This is a genomic window from Lysobacter capsici, assembly GCF_014779555.2.
GTDB classification, from domain to species: Bacteria; Pseudomonadota; Gammaproteobacteria; order Xanthomonadales; family Xanthomonadaceae; genus Lysobacter; species Lysobacter capsici.
Genome location: NZ_CP094357.1, coordinates 2,589,824 through 2,608,563, shown reverse-complemented (window position 1 = coordinate 2,608,563; position 18,740 = coordinate 2,589,824). Strand labels below are relative to the sequence as shown.

General features: G+C 65.3%; 19 protein-coding genes and 1 riboswitch. Of the genes, 6 read left to right on the top strand and 13 right to left on the bottom strand.

The genetic code is table 11. The features are described from left to right. Window positions 1–20 precede the first annotated feature (20 nt). Window positions 21–240, bottom strand: a riboswitch (cobalamin riboswitch). A gap of 283 nt (window positions 241–523) precedes the next feature. Then, entirely contained in the window at window positions 524–1,552 is a 1,029-nt protein-coding gene (locus IEQ11_RS11080) for a hypothetical protein (RefSeq protein WP_228464457.1), read from the bottom strand. A gap of 678 nt (window positions 1,553–2,230) precedes the next feature. Beyond that, window positions 2,231–2,680 (bottom strand): hypothetical protein, encoded by a 450-nt coding sequence (locus IEQ11_RS11075; protein ID WP_148650339.1) that lies wholly within the window; start codon window positions 2,678–2,680, stop codon window positions 2,231–2,233. Window positions 2,681–2,914: 234 nt separating this feature from the next. Here IEQ11_RS11075 and IEQ11_RS11070 point away from each other — a divergent pair, with 234 nt between their 5' ends. Both IEQ11_RS11070 and IEQ11_RS11065 read left to right on the top strand, forming a co-directional pair. Then, window positions 2,915–3,553 carry an antitoxin Xre/MbcA/ParS toxin-binding domain-containing protein gene (locus IEQ11_RS11070; RefSeq protein ID WP_191821048.1) on the top strand — a complete coding sequence of 213 codons (639 nt, stop codon included), beginning with the start codon at window positions 2,915–2,917 and terminating at the stop codon, window positions 3,551–3,553. A gap of 34 nt (window positions 3,554–3,587) precedes the next feature. After that, a complete protein-coding gene (locus IEQ11_RS11065) occupies window positions 3,588–4,064 on the top strand; it encodes an RES family NAD+ phosphorylase (protein ID WP_036103009.1) in 477 nt (158 codons plus the stop codon). Between the two features lie 525 nt (window positions 4,065–4,589). Here IEQ11_RS11065 and IEQ11_RS11060 read toward each other — a convergent pair. The 4 genes from IEQ11_RS11060 to IEQ11_RS11045 all read right to left on the bottom strand — a co-directional run bounded on the left by IEQ11_RS11060 (window position 4,590) and on the right by IEQ11_RS11045 (window position 7,976). Next, the gene (locus tag IEQ11_RS11060) at window positions 4,590–5,201 is read right to left on the bottom strand and encodes a DUF4166 domain-containing protein (protein WP_052756200.1); all 612 of its coding nucleotides are present in this window, start codon (window positions 5,199–5,201) and stop codon (window positions 4,590–4,592) included. Between the two features lie 79 nt (window positions 5,202–5,280). After that, the gene (locus IEQ11_RS11055; RefSeq protein ID WP_191821047.1) at window positions 5,281–6,786 is read right to left on the bottom strand and encodes a TIGR01777 family oxidoreductase; all 1,506 of its coding nucleotides are present in this window, start codon (window positions 6,784–6,786) and stop codon (window positions 5,281–5,283) included. Between the two features lie 12 nt (window positions 6,787–6,798). Continuing rightward, window positions 6,799–7,245: a thiol-disulfide oxidoreductase DCC family protein gene (locus IEQ11_RS11050; protein WP_057921501.1), complete on the bottom strand. Its 447-nt coding sequence runs from the start codon at window positions 7,243–7,245 to the stop codon at window positions 6,799–6,801. 65 nt (window positions 7,246–7,310) lie between these two features. After that, on the bottom strand, window positions 7,311–7,976 hold the full coding sequence (locus IEQ11_RS11045; RefSeq protein WP_191821046.1) for a GbsR/MarR family transcriptional regulator: 666 nt from the start codon (window positions 7,974–7,976) through the stop codon (window positions 7,311–7,313). Window positions 7,977–8,309: 333 nt separating this feature from the next. Here IEQ11_RS11045 and lexA point away from each other — a divergent pair, with 333 nt between their 5' ends. From lexA to IEQ11_RS11025, 4 genes are read left to right on the top strand one after another with little or no spacing between them, the layout of a single operon-like run. Beyond that, window positions 8,310–8,933: a transcriptional repressor LexA gene (gene lexA, locus IEQ11_RS11040; protein ID WP_191821045.1), complete on the top strand. Its 624-nt coding sequence runs from the start codon at window positions 8,310–8,312 to the stop codon at window positions 8,931–8,933. Window positions 8,934–8,937: 4 nt separating this feature from the next. Further along, a complete protein-coding gene (gene imuA / locus IEQ11_RS11035) occupies window positions 8,938–9,810 on the top strand; it encodes a translesion DNA synthesis-associated protein ImuA (RefSeq protein WP_191821044.1) in 873 nt (290 codons plus the stop codon). A gap of 10 nt (window positions 9,811–9,820) precedes the next feature. Then, complete coding sequence (locus tag IEQ11_RS11030) at window positions 9,821–11,269, top strand: Y-family DNA polymerase (RefSeq protein ID WP_191821043.1); 1,449 nt, start codon at window positions 9,821–9,823, stop codon at window positions 11,267–11,269. Next, window positions 11,266–14,406 (top strand): error-prone DNA polymerase, encoded by a 3,141-nt coding sequence (locus IEQ11_RS11025; protein ID WP_281439940.1) that lies wholly within the window; start codon window positions 11,266–11,268, stop codon window positions 14,404–14,406. Before IEQ11_RS11030 ends, IEQ11_RS11025 begins: the two co-directional genes overlap by 4 nt. A 110-nt stretch (window positions 14,407–14,516) precedes the next feature. Here the strand turns inward: IEQ11_RS11025 and IEQ11_RS26005 are convergent, their stop codons facing one another. The 7 genes from IEQ11_RS26005 to IEQ11_RS11005 form a co-directional block, all read right to left on the bottom strand. Further along, window positions 14,517–14,786, bottom strand: coding sequence for a DUF4189 domain-containing protein (locus IEQ11_RS26005; RefSeq protein ID WP_191821042.1), 270 nt, complete (start codon window positions 14,784–14,786; stop codon window positions 14,517–14,519). After that, the gene (locus IEQ11_RS11020; RefSeq protein ID WP_191821041.1) at window positions 14,786–15,010 is read right to left on the bottom strand and encodes a hypothetical protein; all 225 of its coding nucleotides are present in this window, start codon (window positions 15,008–15,010) and stop codon (window positions 14,786–14,788) included. Before IEQ11_RS11020 ends, IEQ11_RS26005 begins: the two co-directional genes overlap by 1 nt. Window positions 15,011–15,018: 8 nt before the next feature. After that, on the bottom strand, window positions 15,019–15,405 hold the full coding sequence (locus tag IEQ11_RS26000; protein WP_425494682.1) for a DUF4189 domain-containing protein: 387 nt from the start codon (window positions 15,403–15,405) through the stop codon (window positions 15,019–15,021). A 144-nt stretch (window positions 15,406–15,549) separates the two neighbouring features. Beyond that, complete coding sequence (locus tag IEQ11_RS25995; RefSeq protein ID WP_425494681.1) at window positions 15,550–15,849, bottom strand: DUF4189 domain-containing protein; 300 nt, start codon at window positions 15,847–15,849, stop codon at window positions 15,550–15,552. Window positions 15,850–16,267: 418 nt separating this feature from the next. Then, entirely contained in the window at window positions 16,268–16,771 is a 504-nt protein-coding gene (locus IEQ11_RS11015) for a DUF4189 domain-containing protein (protein WP_191821039.1), read from the bottom strand. A 196-nt stretch (window positions 16,772–16,967) separates the two neighbouring features. After that, window positions 16,968–17,474, bottom strand: a complete 507-nt coding sequence (locus tag IEQ11_RS11010; protein WP_191821038.1) for a DUF4189 domain-containing protein — start codon at window positions 17,472–17,474, stop codon at window positions 16,968–16,970. A 24-nt stretch (window positions 17,475–17,498) separates the two neighbouring features. Further along, window positions 17,499–18,734 carry a TrbL/VirB6 family protein gene (locus IEQ11_RS11005; protein WP_096414376.1) on the bottom strand — a complete coding sequence of 412 codons (1,236 nt, stop codon included), beginning with the start codon at window positions 18,732–18,734 and terminating at the stop codon, window positions 17,499–17,501. Between the last annotated feature and the right edge of the window lie 6 nt (window positions 18,735–18,740).

Here is an 18,740-nt window from a genome sequence, read left to right as displayed (position 1 = left end):
ACATCCGAGGAGGACATCGCATGCGATGCCCGCCACGGGCCGGTCTCCGGGCTTGCGAGCGATGCCGTTGCATCACCCCGACACCTTCCCGCGCGAACGCAGTGGTGAAACGTCGGGTTTTCTCGCATACCGTTGCGGGGGCAGCGCCGGCCTTGGACGATCCCGTCCGCACCGGCTTCCCGTTTCACCCTGCGCGCCGGTATGGCTTGGCGGCAGGACACCTGTGGCGTGCGCAGTGTAGTGCCGGGGTACGGCGCGGACAAGCTGCGGGGGCGTATGTGGGGACGAGGTGCCTTCGCGCTGTGCAGCTGATGGGATTGCCGTAACGACGAGTCGACGTGACTTCAGCGTCGTCTTCTAGAACGTCATTCCCGCCAAAGCGGGCTTCGCTTTACTTCGGCGTAGCCGAACATCCAGAGACTTCAGCGTCATCCTTCCAGAGCGTCGTTCCCGCGTTCGCGGGAATGACGTTCTTGCAGATCGTCAATGCTGGTATGCAGATGAAACTTCGAAAAAGTGCTTCCTACTTCGCACAATCCGAAAGCTTCTTATCCGCATACCACACCGCGCGACGCGCCTGGTCGTACGCCATATCGGCCGTGCGCGGCAGCAGTTGCTCGATCTGAATCGGATCGCCGCCGCGCGCCGCGGCGTATTCGGCGCGTTGCAGATCGGCCAAGTGCGTCAGCACCGGCGCCACCAATGCCTTCAAGCGTTGCCGGTCGCAGCCCGCGGCGCGCGCCTCGAGTTCGCCGACCCACTTGCGCACGCGCCGGCTCGCTTCGCCGTCCAAGCCGGGCGCTTTCTCGAACGCGATCGGCGCGGCCTTGTAGGCATCACCGGTGGCTTCGCTGCCCAGGTCGGACGGACGTTCGTGCAAGGCCGGATTGAAACGGATCGCCGGCGGCGGCCGCGCGCGGACTTCCTGCACCTGTTTGCGATGCGGCAGTTTGGCGATCACCCGTTTCAGGCCCGTCTTCAGTTTCTTGTTCGCCACTTCGCCCAAAGTGCCGTCGCTCTCCCACTCGCCGCCGAAACGGCTGGCTTCCTCGGGCGCGATCGGATTGCGACGTTCCAGCAGCGCCTGCATCTGTTTCACGCCGCGATCGTTGGCGCCGCCCGGCGGGTCGCCGTCGGGCTTGCGCATCGGGTCCACGGCGACGCCCGCGGGCAGCACGATCTGTCCGTCGGCCGCGTACAACCGGCTGGTGTTCGGCGGTGTCGTTGGATTCGTCGCCGGGCGTATCGGCACATCGGGCAGCCGCTCGCTGCGAGGCGCAGCGGAACTCGGCGAGGTCGCCGCCTCGGGGGCAAGGCTTCGCGTTGGCTGCGTTGTCTGCGTCGACGGCACGATCGACGCTCGTTGCGGCGACGGCGACGGCTGCGTATCGGCGACGACACGCTCGATATAGATCACTTCCAGCGGCGGCGCGGTCGACGGCAGTTCGGGCATCCGGAACAACAGCCAGCCGCTGAGCAGGCAGAACGCGATGGCGATCAGCGCGGCGGCGACATGGATGAAGAAGTCCTGCGGAAGCGCTGCCTTCTTCATTCGTCCTTCGCCGTGGGCGGATCTGATGGATGCTTGGGTGCGTCGTTGCGAACGCGGCTACGCCGTGCCCGCCGCGACCCGAAACGCATCGCAGGCCGGCAGGTTTTCTATCGGTTGATGCTCCGCACACGCACACCACGGGACTTGCGCGGCCCGACACGGACATGACGATGACCGCGCGCGCGGCATCATCGGTCGCATCCGTTCATTCGGGCGTTCGGCGCGACCTCGACGGTCTTAAACATCGTTGCCGCGCAACTGACGAGCCGCGATCGTCCGCGAGACCTGCATCGATCGGCGAACGTGACGATACAGAGCAAGGCGCCCGGCAGAGAATAAAAATTCCGTTGGCGAACCCTCGTTTCGCATGCGCCATGGGGGGTTCGTTCACTATTCGTCGACAGCGGACGAACCTGTGTCGGTGTAATCGAGCCATCGGCACGAGGCTCGATCGTGTGCGGCATGCGATGCCGACTCCGACTCAAGCCGAAACAATGCAAGCGCGACTTGCGCGCGGCTTGCACTGGAAGCTCGCGACGCCGGCTCAGCGGCATCGCGTCACTCGATCATCCTTGTCGGCAAGGGGCCTGTACGCCTGCTCGCCGGATCGCGGATCGATCCGGCCTCGCCCTGCCCGGCGTGGGCGCCGATAAGCGCCACGCCCTCGCGACGCTCGCCTTACTTGCGGCGGAACGCCGGCACCAGCGCGCCTTCGGCCAGCTTGCCGTTGGACTTCCACACCACCGTCTGCGACGGGAAATCGCCGCTGCGCACCTGGGCGGTGACCTTGCCCGCCAGCAGCTTGGCCGCGCCGCCGGCCGAGGGATTCCAGGCGAATACGCCTTCGCGGCCGTACCAGACCACCGGCGTGGTGATGTCCAGGCGGCGGTCGGGGCACAGGACGAATTTGCGTTCTTCCAGCGCCTTCAGCGACGCGGCCGCTACCGCGGTGACTCCGGGGCGAGTGCGCTCGGTGGAATGGTCTGGGCAGGCTTCGGCCGAGCGCGCCATCGCAGCGTCGTACACCTGACGGTCCTTCTGCGCGTGGGCCACAGGGGCCATGGCGAGCATCAGGGCCAGGCTGGTCAGGCTCAGGCTCGATCCGGACATCTGCGATCTGCGACTCATGATGACTCCTTGCATTAGACGTATTCGGTGCCGCTGGTCAACGCGGGACGTGGGGCGGGGGCGAAGCATAGCAACCGCAAATGGCGATCAGCGTGTCGGTCGCGTCGTCCGCGCCCGACAGATACGGATCGCGGCGGGCCACGGATCCATTGTGGACCGGCGTCATCGCAGCGGCCGCGACCCGACCGTATATTTCTGCGCTATGATCCGTCCAGATCAAGACAGGACTTCGCCATGAGCAAAGCCGCCAAGACGCCCGCCCCGGCCAAGGCCGCCGGCCGCGCCGCCGCCAAGCCGTCCGGCCCCGGCAAGACCTCCGCGCGTGAAAGCCGACTGGACGTGCGCGAGCCGCGCGTGCATCCGCCATCGTCCAAGCGCGGGCGTGGCGCGTCGGTGAAGAACGCCCCGCTCGAGCTGCACGAAGCGCCGGCCACCTTGAACGGCTACATCGCCTATCTGCGCACCGCGACGCCGTTGCAGCGGGTCGCGGCCGAGCGCGAAGGCGTGCCGGCGCAGGTGGTCAAGCACATGGCCACCAGCATGGACGTCCCGGCGGTGCGCATGTTCAACATCCTCGGCGTCGCCAAGGCCACCGCCGAAAGCAAGGCCGCGCAGCAGGCGCGGATCGCCGGCGCCAGCGGTCAAGCCGCGCTGGGGGTGTTGTGCCTGCTCGCGATCGTCAAGGACATCGTCAAGGAAAGCACCGACACCGCCATCCAGGATTTCGATTCGGCCAAGTGGCTGGGCCGCTGGATCGAGCAGCCGCAGGCGGCGCTGGGCGGGCAGCGTCCGGCCGATCTGCTCGACACGCCGACCGGGTACAGCGTGGTCGCGCGCCTGTTGGGTTCGCTGCAAAGCGGCGCCTATCAATGACCGGCGCCAACGCCGCAAGGACGAGGCCATAACGATGAAACTTTGGCGAATCGCCGGCGAAACCCGCGCCTACCGCGCCGACGACATGAGCGGCGCGGGCGCGGCCAAGTATCCGGGACGCTGGAACGACGACGGCCAGCGCGTGCTCTACACCGCCACGTCGTTGGCCTTGGCGGCGCTGGAGACGGCGGCTTATGTCGATGCGCACGGCCTACCGTTGAACCGGCACGTAGTGTCGATCGAAGTGCCGGCCGCGGTGTGGAAGGCGCGCATCCAGTTCACCCCGCAGGATCTGCCCGGCGGCTGGGACGCGGTGCCCGCGGGCATGGCCAGCGTGCGCATCGGTTCGCAATGGCTGACCAGCCTGGCCTCGGCGATCGCGCTGGTGCCGTCGGTGATCGTGCCGGAGGAATACAACGCACTGATCAATCCCGAGCATCGCGATGCGAAGAAGCTGCGGGCTACGACGGGGAGGAAGTTTCAGTACAACGTGGTGTTTCGGGCGTCTTGAGGCGGGGAATCGGGAATCGGGAATCGGGAATCGGATAGAGGCTAGCGCGCTGTCTCTGCTGGTTCCGCAAATCACCCATATTCACAAGTCATCTAGTCCGAACGCCCCCCCCGAAGCCACACCACTCCCAGCCGCATCGCTCTTACCTACCGTCATTCCCGCGAAAGCGGGCTCCGCTTTCGCGGGAATGACGTTCTGATGAGATCGGGAATGACGTTCTGGTGAGATGGCGCTGAAGTCTCTGGATGTTTGCCTTAGTCAAAGCAAAGCAGACCAGGCCCACCTTCGTATAAATCCCGACCTCGAAATTGCGCAAGGCATGAACCTTTCCCATGTTCGCGCCCTACCCGGCCATCCATGGCCCTATCGTCATCCTGACGCACTCCCGCGCTGACCACTGCTTTCGCGTCCCTGCACCGACCATTCCTGTCGCATCCCTGCGCCAACCGCTCCCTCTCGCCTCCTTGCACCAACAACCGCTCCATAACGAATCACCCCACCCACACAACACCGTCCTCATTCGCATCAATCCCGCGTCGCCTGCATCCGCTCGAAACTCCCATCCTGGTGAAACAGCGGCCCCAGCCACGGATGCACGACATCGATGCTGACTTCGAAATGCTCCGCATCCAGGTCGCGATGCACCAGCACGAAGCGGCCCGGCCAGCACGGCTTCGGCAGCGGCAGGCGCAGGCCGCGCCAGTGCAGGAAATAGCCGTTGTCGACGAACACCAACCGGTTAGGCAGCACTTCCAACCGCACCCGCATGCCCAGGCCGCCGCCGAAGTGTTCGAGCAATTCGCCGCCCTCGCCCAGGGTCATGCGCGAGCGGAAACTGAAAACCTCGTCGACGAAGTGATAGGTGCGGGTCTTGATCCAGCCCAGACCGCGACGCAAGGGCTGCACGTCGAAGCGGAACGGCACATTGTCGGCGTTGTGATGCGGCAGCACCCGCGCATAACGGATCAGGCGCGCGAACACGCTGCCCAGCCAAGTGCAGCGCACCTGATGCATGTTGCCGACGTATTCGGCCTGGGCTTCGCCCGCGCCCAGGGCGAAACGCGCCTGGATATGCGGATGCAGCAGGTCCCAGCGTTCGCCCAGCGCGGCGCGCAGCAGCGCGGACAGATCGTGCACGGCCGGGTCGCAACGCGTTTTGTCGCGAGAACCGGCAACGTTGTCGACGACAGCGCCGTCGGCGCGAGCGGCCGACAGATCAATTGGATGCAACAGTTCCATGTTGGTCCCTTGGGTGTCCGTCACCCGAATAAGAAGAACGCAAAGTGGGGGTACGACCGGCGCGCAGCGCGCTGGCGAGGTCGGCATGCACGAAGCGATAGCGTTGATCGAGCAGGCGTCGCGGTTCGACCACCGGTCCGTCCAGCAGCATCGTCGCCATCTCGCCCAGGGCCAGGCGCATCGGCCAGGCCGGCATGCGCAACCACGCGCGGCGATGCTGGCTGCGTGCGAGTTCGCGGGTGAATTCGCCCTGGCTGCAGCCGGTCGGCGCGACCAGGTTGTAAGGCCCGCGCAAGCCGACGTGTTCGACCGCCTGTTCGACGAAGCCCAGCACATCGTCCAGATGGACCCAGGCGAACCATTGCTTGCCCGTGCCCAAGGTCGCGCCGGCGCCGAGCGATGCGGCCAGCGACAGCATCGGCAACACCCCGCCGCTGCGGTGCAGGACCAGGCCCAGGCGCATCGTCACCAGACGCACGCCTTGTTCCGACACTGGAGCGGCGGCGCGCTCCCAGGCGCTGCACAGTTCGCTGGGGAAATCGCCGCGTATTGGCGCTGGATCGCGCAGTTCCGGACCGCTGCGCGCATGCGCGCCGTACAAACCGATCGCACTGGCCTGCAGCCACAGCGCCGGCTTGTTGCGTGAACGCTCGCACCAGGCGCGCAGCGCATGGGTCGTGTCGATGCGACTGGAGTACAGCGCGCGTTTGCGCGCCGGCGACCAGCGCGGCCCGACCACCGGCGCGCCGGCCAGATTGACCACCACGTCGATCGCTTCGTCGTCGCGCAACTGCGCGGTGTCGGCGATGCAGCGCGCGCGTCCGCCGAACTGCAGGGCGGCGCGGCGCGGATCGCGGCTCAGGATCGTCACCCGATGCCCGCCGGCCAGCAGGCCTTCGACCAACGCACTGCCGATGAAACCGGTGCCGCCGCTGATCAGGAAACCGGTCTGCGGATGCTCGGCCAGCAGCGCGCGCGGCGCCGGTTCGGCGGCATTGGCGCGCGCGGCCAGACCATCGCGCACCGCCGACAGACCGATGCCGAGCGCGGCCGCGGTCAGCGCCCACGACTGCCAACCGTAGGAATGCGCCAGCAACGCGCTCGGCGCGCTCCAGTCGTCCATCGTCGCCAGCGCATACACCGCGAACATCGCGCCGCCGTTGACCGCGAGGATGGTGTGCAGCACGCGCTCGGTGCTGGGCAGCAGGCGGGTGGCGTCTTCGACCACGAAGTCCCACAAGGTAATGCCGACCTCGACCAGCACCAGCGCCCACACCGCCGCCAGCCACAGTCCCTGCGGCTGCACCCAGGCGAACACCAGGAACAAGAACCCGTAGACGAAGCCGCGCGCCGAATGCAGTTTCAACTCCAACGCGGCGCTGCGGCGGTTGGCGAGTTTTTCCATCAACTCGTGATGGGCGATGGTGTCGATCGCGCCCAACACGATCTGCAACAGCAATAAGGCGATGAACAAGCGTTCCATGACGCGCCTCGCTCAATAGTGGGTCGGGCAGTGGCCGTCGTCGCAGCGCGGGCCGGGCTCGTGGCCGGCTTCGCGGAAACCGAGCCAGCGCGACACGCGGTGGCGGTTCGGCGCGATCCAGCGATAGGCGCGCGCGGCCATGCGTCCGGCGCCGGGCACGCGCAGCGGCCAGGTCAGCCAGCCCAGGCCGACCGCGCGGTAGGCCTCGGCGATGCCGGGCACGCCGATGCGCCATTCGCCTTCGGCGGTGCGCACATGCAGGGCGTTGCGCATCGCCTCCAGCGGGAAGCCCCACTGCGCCGCATCGAAGTCCGGCGCGGCGATGTCGACCAGTTGCAGGCGGCCGTGGCGGTCGCGCGCCTTGAGCCGGTGCATCTCGGTGCGGCACAAGGGGCAGGCGCGGTCGTACAGGGCGACGACGGGGGCGATGCTCGGTTCGGGGATCAGGTTGTTCTTCATGATCGGCCTCTACTGTTATTTCGGTAATTACAGAAATTGATAGGCAAAAAAACGCCGGCGCGCCGCTAGGACGGGCGATCGCCGGGCGTATCGGTCCGGGTGTCGTCGTGCGCGTCGGGCTCGAGCTCGTCCTCGAACAGCACGCCGTGGCCCGCCGCGGCCTGCGGCGCCGGCAACGGCTTGACCGGGCCGCGCACGTACTGCTGGATGCGCGCGCCCATCTTCAGCAGCTTGATCAGGGTCTTGGGATCGAGCCGGTTCATTTCGTCGATCCAGCTGGTGCCGGTCTCCATGAACTCCAGCACCTCGCGCATGCGCACCAGGGTGCGCTGGTCGCGCGGATCGTTCTGGTCGGGCGCGACTTCGGCGTTGGCGCCGTCGAGCACGGCGGTGCGCAGCATGCTCAGGGTCGGCTCGATCTCGCGACGGCGACGCTCCTGCACCACCGCGCGGAAGATGTCCCACACGTCCTTGTAGGTCTCGAAATGATCGCGGCGGTCGCCGAGCACGTGGGTGACCCGGGCCAGGTTCCAGCTCTGCAACTCCTTGAGGCTGGTGCTGACGTTGGAACGGGCCAGGTTGAGGGTCTCGCAGATCTCGTCGGCGGTGATCGCCCGCTCGCTGAGGAACAGCAGCGCATGGATCTGGGCCACGGTGCGGTTGACGCCCCAACGGCTGCCCATCTCGCCCCAGTGCAGGATGAAACGTTCTTGGAGCGGGCTGAGCGACATGGACTTCTCTTATTTCTGTTTAGACAGAAATTAAAGAAGTAACCGGAACGAGTCAATACGTCGCAGCCCCGTTCGTCGGAAACGTCTCCACGGCCGCCCCCTGTAGGAGCGGCGCAAGCCGCGACCGCGCCACCACGCCCACCGGCGCCCAGCGCGCATCAGACTCATCCCCATGATCCATAAGGGTTATTCCCACGCCCGCACCGATCTCACCCCGCGAGACCCCAGCCACGCAATCTCCACCGAACCCCCACCGCGTCCCCTCGCCCCACCATCCGTCGGCTGCATCCGGCAAGTCTTACCGGCACATCTTTTTATTACTAATATTAGTACATGAGCCTGACCGACCTCCGCCGCGCCCTCCTCGCCTACCTGCGCGAACGCATCGCCGCCGACGGCATGCCGCCGTCGCAACAGGAGATCGCGGCCCACTTCGGTTTCCGCCAGAACCGCTCGGCCGGCTACCACCTGCAGGCCTTGCAGGCGCAGGGGCTGATCGAACTGCTGCCGGGCCGCGCGCGCGGCATCCGCCTGATCGACGTCGAGCCAACCCGCTCCGCCACCCGCGACGACGCGCGTCTTGAGCTGCCGATCCTCGGCCGGGTCGCCGCCGGCCCGCCGATCGGCGCCGATGCTGAAGCCGAAACCCATGTGCTGATCGATCGCCTGCTGTTCTCGCCGCGGCCGGACTACCTGCTGCGGGTCAAGGGCGACTCGATGCGCGAGGACGGTATCTTCGATGGCGACCTGGTCGCCGTGCATCGCACCCGCGACGCGCGCAACGGCCAGACCGTGGTCGCGCGCATCGCCGACGAAATCACCATCAAGCGCCTGCGCATCGATGCCGACGGCATCGCCCTGCTGCCGCGCAATCCCGACTACGCGCCGATCCTGATCTCGGCCGACGCCGACTTCGCGATCGAAGGCATCTACTGCGGCCTGGTGCGCCGGGGCTGATCGAATGGGCAAGCTCATCGCCCTCGACAGCCTGATCAGTTCGCGCCGGGTCTGGCGCGGGCAATCGCCGAACCTCGCGCCGTCGGCGCAACCCACCGGACACGCCGCGCTCGATGCCGCGCTGCCGATCGGCGGCTGGCCCGAGGCCGCGTTGACCGAGCTGCTGCTGCCCAACGCCGGGGTCGGCGAACTCGAACTGCTGTGGCCGACCCTGGCGCGTTTATCGCAGGCGCAAGACGGCGGCATGATCGTGCTGGTCGATCCGCCGTACCTGCCCTACCCGGCCGCGTGGCGCGACGCCGGCGTGGCCCTGCCGCGACTGCAGATCATCCGCGCGCGCCATCGCGATGCGTTATGGGCGGCCGAACAATGCCTGCGCTCGGGCGCCTGCGCCGCGGTGCTGTGCTGGCCGCAGCGCGCCGACGACCGCGTGCTGCGCCGTCTGCAGGTCGCCGCCGAAACCGGCCAATGCCTCGGCTTCGCCCTGCGCGACATGGCCGCCGCGCGCAATCCCTCGCCGGCGGCGTTGCGCATCGCGATCGACAGCTCGCCGCGGCAACTGCGCGTGCTCAAGTGCCGCGGCGGCAATGCGCCGAGCAAGCCGATCGCGTTCGCGCATGCGAGCCACGCGCAGGCCGCGCCGCTGCGAAGCGAAGCGATACGCATCGAAGCCGCGCCGGTCGAACGCGGCGGCGTCGCCGCGATCACACCGCTTCGCAACGATCGCCAGCGCATCGCCGCCACGCCGGTCGCGACGCTGCGGATCGAGCGCAACGCAGCCGATCGAGAGCCCGTCGACCAAACGCCGCTCGCGCCGCGCGACCCGCCGCAGGCAGCGCGTCCCGCGCCCGCGCTGACCTTGCTGCACCCGCGCTGAGCACGACCTCATGCGCTGGGCCTGCCTGCTGCTGCCGCAATTGGCGATGGACGTGGTCCTTCGCAATCACCCGCATCCCGAGCGCGCCTTGGTGCTGGTCGACGGGCCGCATGCGCGCCGCCGCCTGTACGCGGTCAACGAAGCCGCGCGCGCGCTGGGGCTCAAGCCGAACATGCCGCTGATCGCGGCGCAGGCGATCGTCGACGGTTTCCAGACCGTCGAACACGACCCCGCCGCGGTCGAACACGCGCGCGGCCTGCTCGCCGCCTGGGCCTACGGCTACAGCTCACAGGTCAGCACCCAGTTCGCGCATGCGCTGGTGTTCGAGATCGGCCGCAGTCGCAGCCTGTTCGGCGCCTGGCCGGAATTGCGCCAGCGCCTGGCCGCGGAACTGCGCGAACTCGGCTTCCGCCATCGCATGGCCGCCGCGCCCAATCCGCAGGCCGCGCGCGCATTGACCAATATCCGCGACGGCCTGTGCTTCGACGACGACAACCTGATCCCGGCGCTGGCGAAAATGCCGCTGGAACGCTGCGGCTTCGATGCCGACACGGTGCAGGCGCTGCAACGCATGGGCTTGCGCAAACTCGGCGCGGTGCAGGCGTTGCCGCGCGCGCCGCTGGCGCGGCGCTTCGGCCAACACGTGCTGACCCATCTGGATGCGCTGCACGGCGCGGCGACGCCGCTGCTGACGTATTTCCAACCGCCCGACGCTTTCGATGCACGCATCGAACTCGGCCATGAAGTCGAATCCAGCCAGGCGCTGCTGTTCCCGCTGCGCCGGCTTACCGCCGATCTCGCAGCCTATCTGTCCGGCCGCGACGGCGGTGTCGAACGCTTCACCCTGATCCTCGAACACGAACGCCATCCGCATCGTCCGCAGTTGCCGCACAGCGAAGTCGCGGTCGGCCTGCTCGCGCCCGAACGCGACGCGGCGATGCTGTTCGAACTCGCGCGCGGGCGTCTGCAACAGGCGCGAATTCCAGCGCCTGTGGTCGGCCTGCGCCTGCTCGCCGAACAACTGCCGCCGTTCGTGCCGGCCAGCCGCGACCTGTTCGATCCGCGCCCGCAGCAGGCGCTGCCCTGGGCGCAATTGCGCGAGCGCCTGCGCGCGCGGCTCGGCGACGACGGCGTGCAGGGCTTGGCCGTGCATCCCGATCACCGGCCCGAACGCGCCTGGCGCAACGTCTCGGGCGATGCGCCGACGCGTTCGAACAAAACCGTTTCGACGCCGACGAATACGACCCGCCCGGGTTGGCTGTTGATCGAACCCGAGCCGCTGCGCGAACCGCTCGCGCGCATTCTCGCCGGGCCCGAGCGGATCGAATCGGGTTGGTGGGATCAGGACGATGTGCGCCGCGACTACTACCTGGTCGAGACCGCCAAAGGCCAACGCGCCTGGGCCTATCGCGATGCCGGCGGCGACGGCGCGCTGACCTTGCACGGCTGGTTCGCATGAACGCCGCGCGGCCGATGGCCTCATCCGCCTTGCCCGATTACGCCGAACTGCATTGCCTGTCGGCCTTCAGTTTCCAGCGCGGCGCCTCGCTCGCCGACGAGCTGTTCGATCGCGCCCAGGCCTTGGGCTATCACTCGCTGGCGATCACCGACGAATGCACGCTGGCCGGGATCGTGCGCGCCTGGCAAGCGTCGAAACGCACCGGCTTGAAATTGATCGTCGGCAGCGAGTTCCGCATCGAGAACGGACCGAAGCTGGTGCTCCTAGTCACCGGCTCGCCCGCCTACACCGACCTGTGCCGCCTGATCACCATCGCCCGCCGACGCGCGAAAAAAGGCGAATACCGCTGCCTGATCGAGGACGTCGAGGCGCACAGCGCGAACCTGCTGGCGCTGTGGGTGCCCGACGGCGGCAGCGACGACGACCGGCATGCGCGATGGTTGCGAACCCATTTCGCCGATCGCGCCTGGGTCGCGGTCGAGTTGCATCGCGGCCACGACGACGACGCGCGCCTGGCCGCGCTGACGCAACTGGCCGCGCGTCACGACCTGCCCACGGTCGCTACCGGCGACGTGCATATGCACGAACGCGCGCGCCGTCCGCTGCAGGACGTATTGACCGCGATCCGCCATCACACCACCGTCGCCGAAGCCGGCGAACGCCTGTTTCCCAACGGCGAGCGGCATCTGCGCATCCGCAAGGCGCTCAAGGCGATCTATCCCGCAGCGATGCTCGCGCAGACCGTGCGCATCGCCGAGCGCTGCATCGGTTTCGACCTCAAGCGCGGCATCGATTACCGCTATCCGAACGAACTGGTTCCGGCCGGCGAAACCGCGAAAAGCTGGCTGCCCAAACTGGTCGCGATCGGCGCGGCCAGACGCTGGCCCACCGGCGTTCCTGCCGAGTCCAGCCAGCAGATCGAACATGAGTTGGGGATCATCGGAAAGTTGAACTACGAGTCGTACTTCCTGACCGTTTACGACATCGTCGAGTACGCGCGATCCGAGAAGATCCTGTGCCAGGGCCGCGGCTCGGCCGCGAACTCGGTCGTGTGCTATGCGCTGGGCATCACCGAGATCGACCCGACCCGCATGGGCATGCTGTTCGAACGCTTCATGTCGGTCGAGCGCAACGAGCCGCCCGACATCGACGTGGACTTCGAACACGAACGGCGCGAAGAAGTCCTGCAATACGTCTTCACCCGTTACGGCCGCGAACGCGCGGCGCTGACCGCGGTGGCGATCAGCTACCGCGGCCGCAGCGCGATCCGCAACGTCGCCGCGGCCTTAGGGATGCCGCAGGACCAGATCAGCGAACTCGCGCGCACGCTCGACCGCTGGAGCGAAGGCGTGCCGCTGCCCGAGCAACTGCGCGAACGCGGCCTCGACCCGGAGTCGCCGTTGCTGCGCAACGTGCTGGGGCTGACCGCGATCCTGGTCGAAAACGGTTTTCCGCGGCATCTGTCGCAGCATCCGGGCGGCTTCGTGATCTCCGAGCGGCCGCTGCACACCCTGGTGCCGGTCGAGAACGCGGCGATGGACGATCGCACTATCGTGCAATGGGACAAGGACGATCTCGACGCGATGGGGCTGCTCAAGGTCGATTGCCTCGCCCTGGGCATGCTGACGGCGGTACGCAAGACTCTCGCCTCGCTGGAAACCCAGGGCATTCGCGGCCTGGACATGCCGACGATCATGCAACACGACGACGATAAGAAGGTCTACGACATGATCTGCAAGGCCGACACCGTCGGCGTGTTCCAGATCGAATCGCGCGCGCAGATGTCGATGCTGCCGCGCCTGAGGCCGCGGAATTTCTACGACCTGGTGATCGAGATCGCGATCGTGCGGCCTGGGCCGATCCAGGGTGATATGGTTAATCCGTATCTGCGTCGCCGCAAGGGATTGGAGCCGATCGAATATCCATCGAAGGAATTGGAAAAAGTCCTGTCGCGGACGTTCGGCGTGCCTTTGTTCCAGGAACAGGTCATGCAGATCGCCATCGTCGCGGCCGACTACACACCCGGCGAAGCCGATCAGTTGCGTCGCTGCATGGCGGCCTGGAAGCGCCATGGCGGCTTGGAACCGCATCGCGAAAAACTCTTCAAGGGAATGATAAAAAACAACTACACCGAAGACTTCGCCCACCGCATCTTCGAACAGATCAAGGGCTTCGGCAGCTACGGCTTCCCCGAATCGCACGCCGCCAGCTTCGCCCTGATCGCCTACGTCAGCTGCTGGCTCAAGTACTACCATCCCGCCGCCTTCGCCTGCGGCATCATCAACTCAATGCCGATGGGTTTCTACACCCACGGCCAGATCCTGCAGGACGCGCGCCGCAACGGCGTCACCGTGCTGCCGGTCGACGTGCGCTACAGCGACTGGGACTGCACCTTGGAAAGCATTCCGGGCGGTAGCGGCAACAAGCGGCCGCATGCGATCCGCATGGGCCTGCGCCTGATCGGCGGCTTCGACGAAGCCTCGGCCGATCGCATCAGCGACGCGCGTGCGCGCGCGCCCTGGCGCGATGTCGAGGACCTGTGCCTGCGCGCGGCGCTCGACCCGCGCGTGCGCGCCCTGCTCGCCGACGCGGGCGCCCTGCGCGCGCTCGCCGGCCATCGCCATCGCGCGCGCTGGGCCGTAGCCGGCGTCGACACGCAGTTGCCGCTGTTCGCCGGCGTCGCTCGCGACGAAGCCAAGGTGGCGCTGCCGCTACCGACCGCCGGCGAAGACGTGCAGGCCGACTACGCCCTGCTCGGCACCACCCTCGGCCGGCATCCACTGTCGCTGTTGCGCAGCGCCCTGCATGCGCGGCAGTGCCGGCGCTCCTCGCAACTGCACAAGACCGCGCATGGCAGCCGGGTGCGCTTCGCCGGCCTGGTGACCGTGCGCCAGCAACCCGAAACCTCCAGCGGCGTGACCTTCCTGAGCCTGGAAGACGAAGACGGCATGGTCAACGCCGTGGTCTGGCGCGACCTCGCCCAACGCCAGCGCCGTGTCCTGGTCGAATCGCGCCTGATGGCGATCGACGGCCGCCTCGAACGCGTCGACGGCGTCCAGCACATCATCGCCTCGCGCATGGAAGACCTGACCGCGCTGCTCGGCAGTTTGAGTACGCAGTCGCGGGATTTTCATTGAAGCATCAAAGCGCTTCGGGCCGCTAACGGCTACGGATTCATGCATCTTCCTCGCACAAAGCAAAGCCATGGCACGAGGCCGCGGCTTTTACTCGCGAGCGATTGAGGGGCTTATCGAACCCGCTCGGGGTAGCTGCAACCCCTGTAATAAATTCCACAATTCGTACTTGAGTTGCCGCATTTCTCAACGGCCAATTGAGAAGCCCTTTCAGAATTCTCCGCACTCGCGGTCGACACCAGCGTGTCGCCCCATGCCACCGCGACACATTGGTCGTAATAAGCATGCGTGATCGAACAGTCATGACCATCTTTGGCGTTGCAATCGGCCAGAGCGGCCTTTTCGGCCTTGCGTTTGCTGGGAAACGATTCCGCCTTCCCCATTATTCCGCTGCCTCGTCTTCACCAATGGCGACGGCACCCCAGCGGGTTGCCCAGCGTGGCTCGACGGCTTGTACCTCACCACCACCGTTTGCGTTGATCCCATAGCCTGGCATCGGGATACAAATCTGCCCCGGTGCAGCGCCACCCGGATAGAGTCCATCCGGACAGCCTTGTTCGGCGTGAGCAAGCTGGCTTAATCCCAATAGGATGAGGAACGAAATCATTCTAGGCATCACTGAGCGCGCTCCGGATAGCTGCAACCGGTGTAATACATATCGCAATTCGCATCCGATCCATTGCATTTTTCCAACGCCATCCGAGACGCCACCTCGCTGTTCACGGCACTCACGATCGCCGGCCTGGCATCTCCCCACGCAACCGCCACGCACTGGTCATAGTAGGCATGGGCGACCACACAGTTTTGCCCGCCCCTTGCTCGACAGTCGGCGATCGCAGCCGTCTCGGCTTTTCGTTTACTGTGTAAGCCCTCTACTCTGCCTAGCGTACTGCCGCCAGCACTGGTGGCATCCAAGGCGAGCGCTCCCCAGCGGGTCGCCCAACGAACCTCAACAGCTTGCGATGCACTACCGCTGTTCCCGTTGATACCGTAACCAGGCATCGGGATACATATCTGCGCGGGGGCCGCGCCTCCGGGATACAAGCCATCCGGGCAGCCTTGTTCGGCTTGCACGGTCGTTGAGAAAAAGAGCAAGCAAGCGAAGATATTTCTTGATTTCATGAGCATGACCATCGGCCTTAAGTGTCAATTACCAACAAGCACGGGCTCCGTACAAGCAGAGTAAGCGATCTTGCACTGCGCACCGCTCTCTGCGGCGCAAGCCGGCAATGCCATATCAGATGCCTCTTCAATCGAAGCCGCGGACTGAGAGAAGGCAGACGCCCCAGGCACGGACGGCCATACAACGACCACGCATTGGTTCTTATAGGCAAGGTTCAACTTGCAATCCTTGCCGCCATACCCGCGCAACGAGCCAGCGCCTCGCGCTTGGCTTTGCTCTTCGACGGTTGCCCGGTAATCGCGCCGATTTCGCCAGTCGACGATAAAGCGACAGCACCCTAGGTCAGCTTCCAGGCAGCTTCTGAAGCAGCGGCGACAGGAATGTTCCCACCAACGCCGTAGCCAAGCATTGGAATGCAGATCTGTCCTGGACCAGCACCGCCTGGATAAAGACCGTCCGTACAGCCCTGTTCGGCCTGTGCGACTCCTAAGGGAGCAGGAGACATAGAAATAAGCAGCTGCGTTTCAAGGCCATCTCTTAGATCCTTCATTTCGGATCAGTTTACCCCGCCCTATTGCGGCGAGTAGCGCACTGGCTTCGACCTGCTATCGCTTACAAATTAACTTCATATTTTATCTGCAGGAATGGCATCTAGTTTCAGTAACCAACTGCTAGAAACCGCCCATAAAAAAGCCGTGGCTGCTAAGGCCACGGCTCTTTGTTTTGGACTTGTTCCGAACACTACTGAACGCGTTCGGGATAGCTGCAACCGGTGTAATAGATACCGCAGTTGGCGTCCGACTCACCGCACTTCGCAATAGCAAACTCAGAGGCTGCCTTGCTGTTCTCAGCGCTCACGGTATACGGCCGTGAACGTCCCCAAGCCACTGCAATGCATTGATCGTGGTATGCCTGAACCAGTGCGCAGTTATTGCCACCTTTGGCCCGGCAATCCGAAAGCGCTGCCTTCTCGGCCTTGCGTTTGCTGCTCAACGATTCGGACTGCCCCAGAATGCCGCCGCCGGTGCTTCCGTCGTCGGTGGCAATGGCGCCCCAGCGTGTCGCCCATTTCGGCTCGGCCGCTTGAGTGCCGCCACTCGATCCACTGATGCCATAACCCGGCATCGGTATGCAGATTTGCCCAGGGCCGGCACCGCCCGGATAAAGCCCATCCGGGCAGCCTTGCTCGGCCTGAACGGCTCCAGAGAAAAGCACAGCCAATACACACAGATACCTCAGTTTCATGGCTTTTTCTGCCCTGTATCGTTATTGAGGCCCAATCTTATTCGGATTGGCAGTCTTGACCACCTCGGCACTCGCCGTGGCGATTCCAGCACCGTCAACATCTCCGAGGCTGCGCATCTGTCCGGCTATCTTGGTCACGCCCAAACAAAAGCCGCGGCACCAGGCCGCGGCTCAAGTTGAATCATCGCAACTGCGCTTATTGAACCAGTTCGGGATAGCTGCAACCGGTGTAATAAACTCCGCAATTCGTCGTCGACGAACTGCAATTGTCCATCGCAAGTTGCGAAGCTCTTTCGCTGTTCACCGCGCTCGCGGATGACACTAACGTGTCACCCCAGACTACCGCGACGCACTGGTCGCGATACGAGCGCTCCAAGGTACATTTGTGCCCACCCCTGGAGCGGCAGTCGGCAAGCGCCGCTTTTTCGGCCTTGCCCTTGCTGCTGAGCGACTCCGCCCTTCCCAACTTGCTGCCGCCGTTGCTGCCATCGTCGATGGCGATGGCGCCCCAGCGCGAGGCCCAGTTGGGCTCTGGCGCCGCTTGACTGCCCGAGCTGCCGCCGGAAACTCCGTAACCGGGCATCGGCACGCACAACTGCCCCGGACCGGCACCACCTGGATAAAGACCGTCGGGGCAACCTTGTTCGGCGTAGGCAGCTCCCGAGAACACCAGAGCTATTACGGCTATGCACCTGAACTTCATGGTTTACCCCTCCTTTTCTACATCTTATTGAGGTCCCGGTGGATTCTTACCGGAATTCTTGACTTGATCGGCCTTGGCTACATTGACATTGTTGCCAACCGCTTGACCCGCATTATGCTGAACTTGATTCGAAGTCTTGGTTACATCCGAGTGCGCCATGGTTGAGCTACCCGACGTCGTGCGATTCATCTGCATGTCGGCCGGCCGTGAATCGTTGGAACGATTTCCCGCGCTCTCGGCGCGGTTCGCGTTGTCACCGCCACCCATCCAACGATTCACCGCATCACCACCGTGAGTCGGAGGCGCGCCGGCTTGACCACCGCCACTACCGAAGGCACTGAACGGACTGAACTGACCCATGATGCCGTTGAAGAACATGCCCGCCATCGGCGGCGCGGTCACGATCAGTGCGCTCAACACCAGACCCAGACCACCTTGTTGCATGGCCATGCTAGTGAGGCTTTCCTGACTACCGCCTGTCAGCCAGCCGGCTGTCCAGAACGCCAGCCCAACGGCGATGATCATGTCCATCGCAAGTGTGACCATGACCGACAAAAACGCCATCGAGGCCATGGTCGCCAGACCATAGAAGAGCCATTTGGTGAATAGCTGCTTGGTCTGATCGAACAGCAGACACAATATGAAGAACGGTCCCAGGCCCAGGATCAGGGCCATGGCGATCTTGTTGATCAGCAAGGCGGTGGCCGCCATGATCGCCGGCAGGCCCAGGCCCACGCCGGTGAACTGCAGCGCGCGCTCCTTGTCCTGGTTGGTGATCAGATCGTCGCCGGTGTCGACCGAGTCGATCACCTCCACGGCCACCTGCATGATCGCCAGCGCCTTGTCGATATCGGCGTAGCTGCCTTCATCGTCCTTGCCGGTCATCAACTCGCGCACGACGCGATTGGTGCCGTCGGTCAAGGTGCGGTAGCTGGAGCCCACGCTGGCCGCCATGCCCGCCGCGATGCCCACGATCAGCACCGCGCGCAGCGAGTTGACCACCAGGCCCATCATCGGCTCGCGCGACTGCCCGGTCACGATCCGGAAGCCGTGGTACATGATCCACAGCGTCACCACCGTGGCTGAAATGAAACCGATGAACGAGGCCACCCGCTTGAGCAGGTTGCCCGCGAACTCGGCGATTTCATCGTCGAGGAAGTCGTTGATCTCCGAGAAGAAGACCATGTTCGGCAGGCCCGCTGCTTTGAAATGCAGCAAGTCCAACAACGATCCCGCCGTCCCCAGTGCACTGATATCCATAAGCCA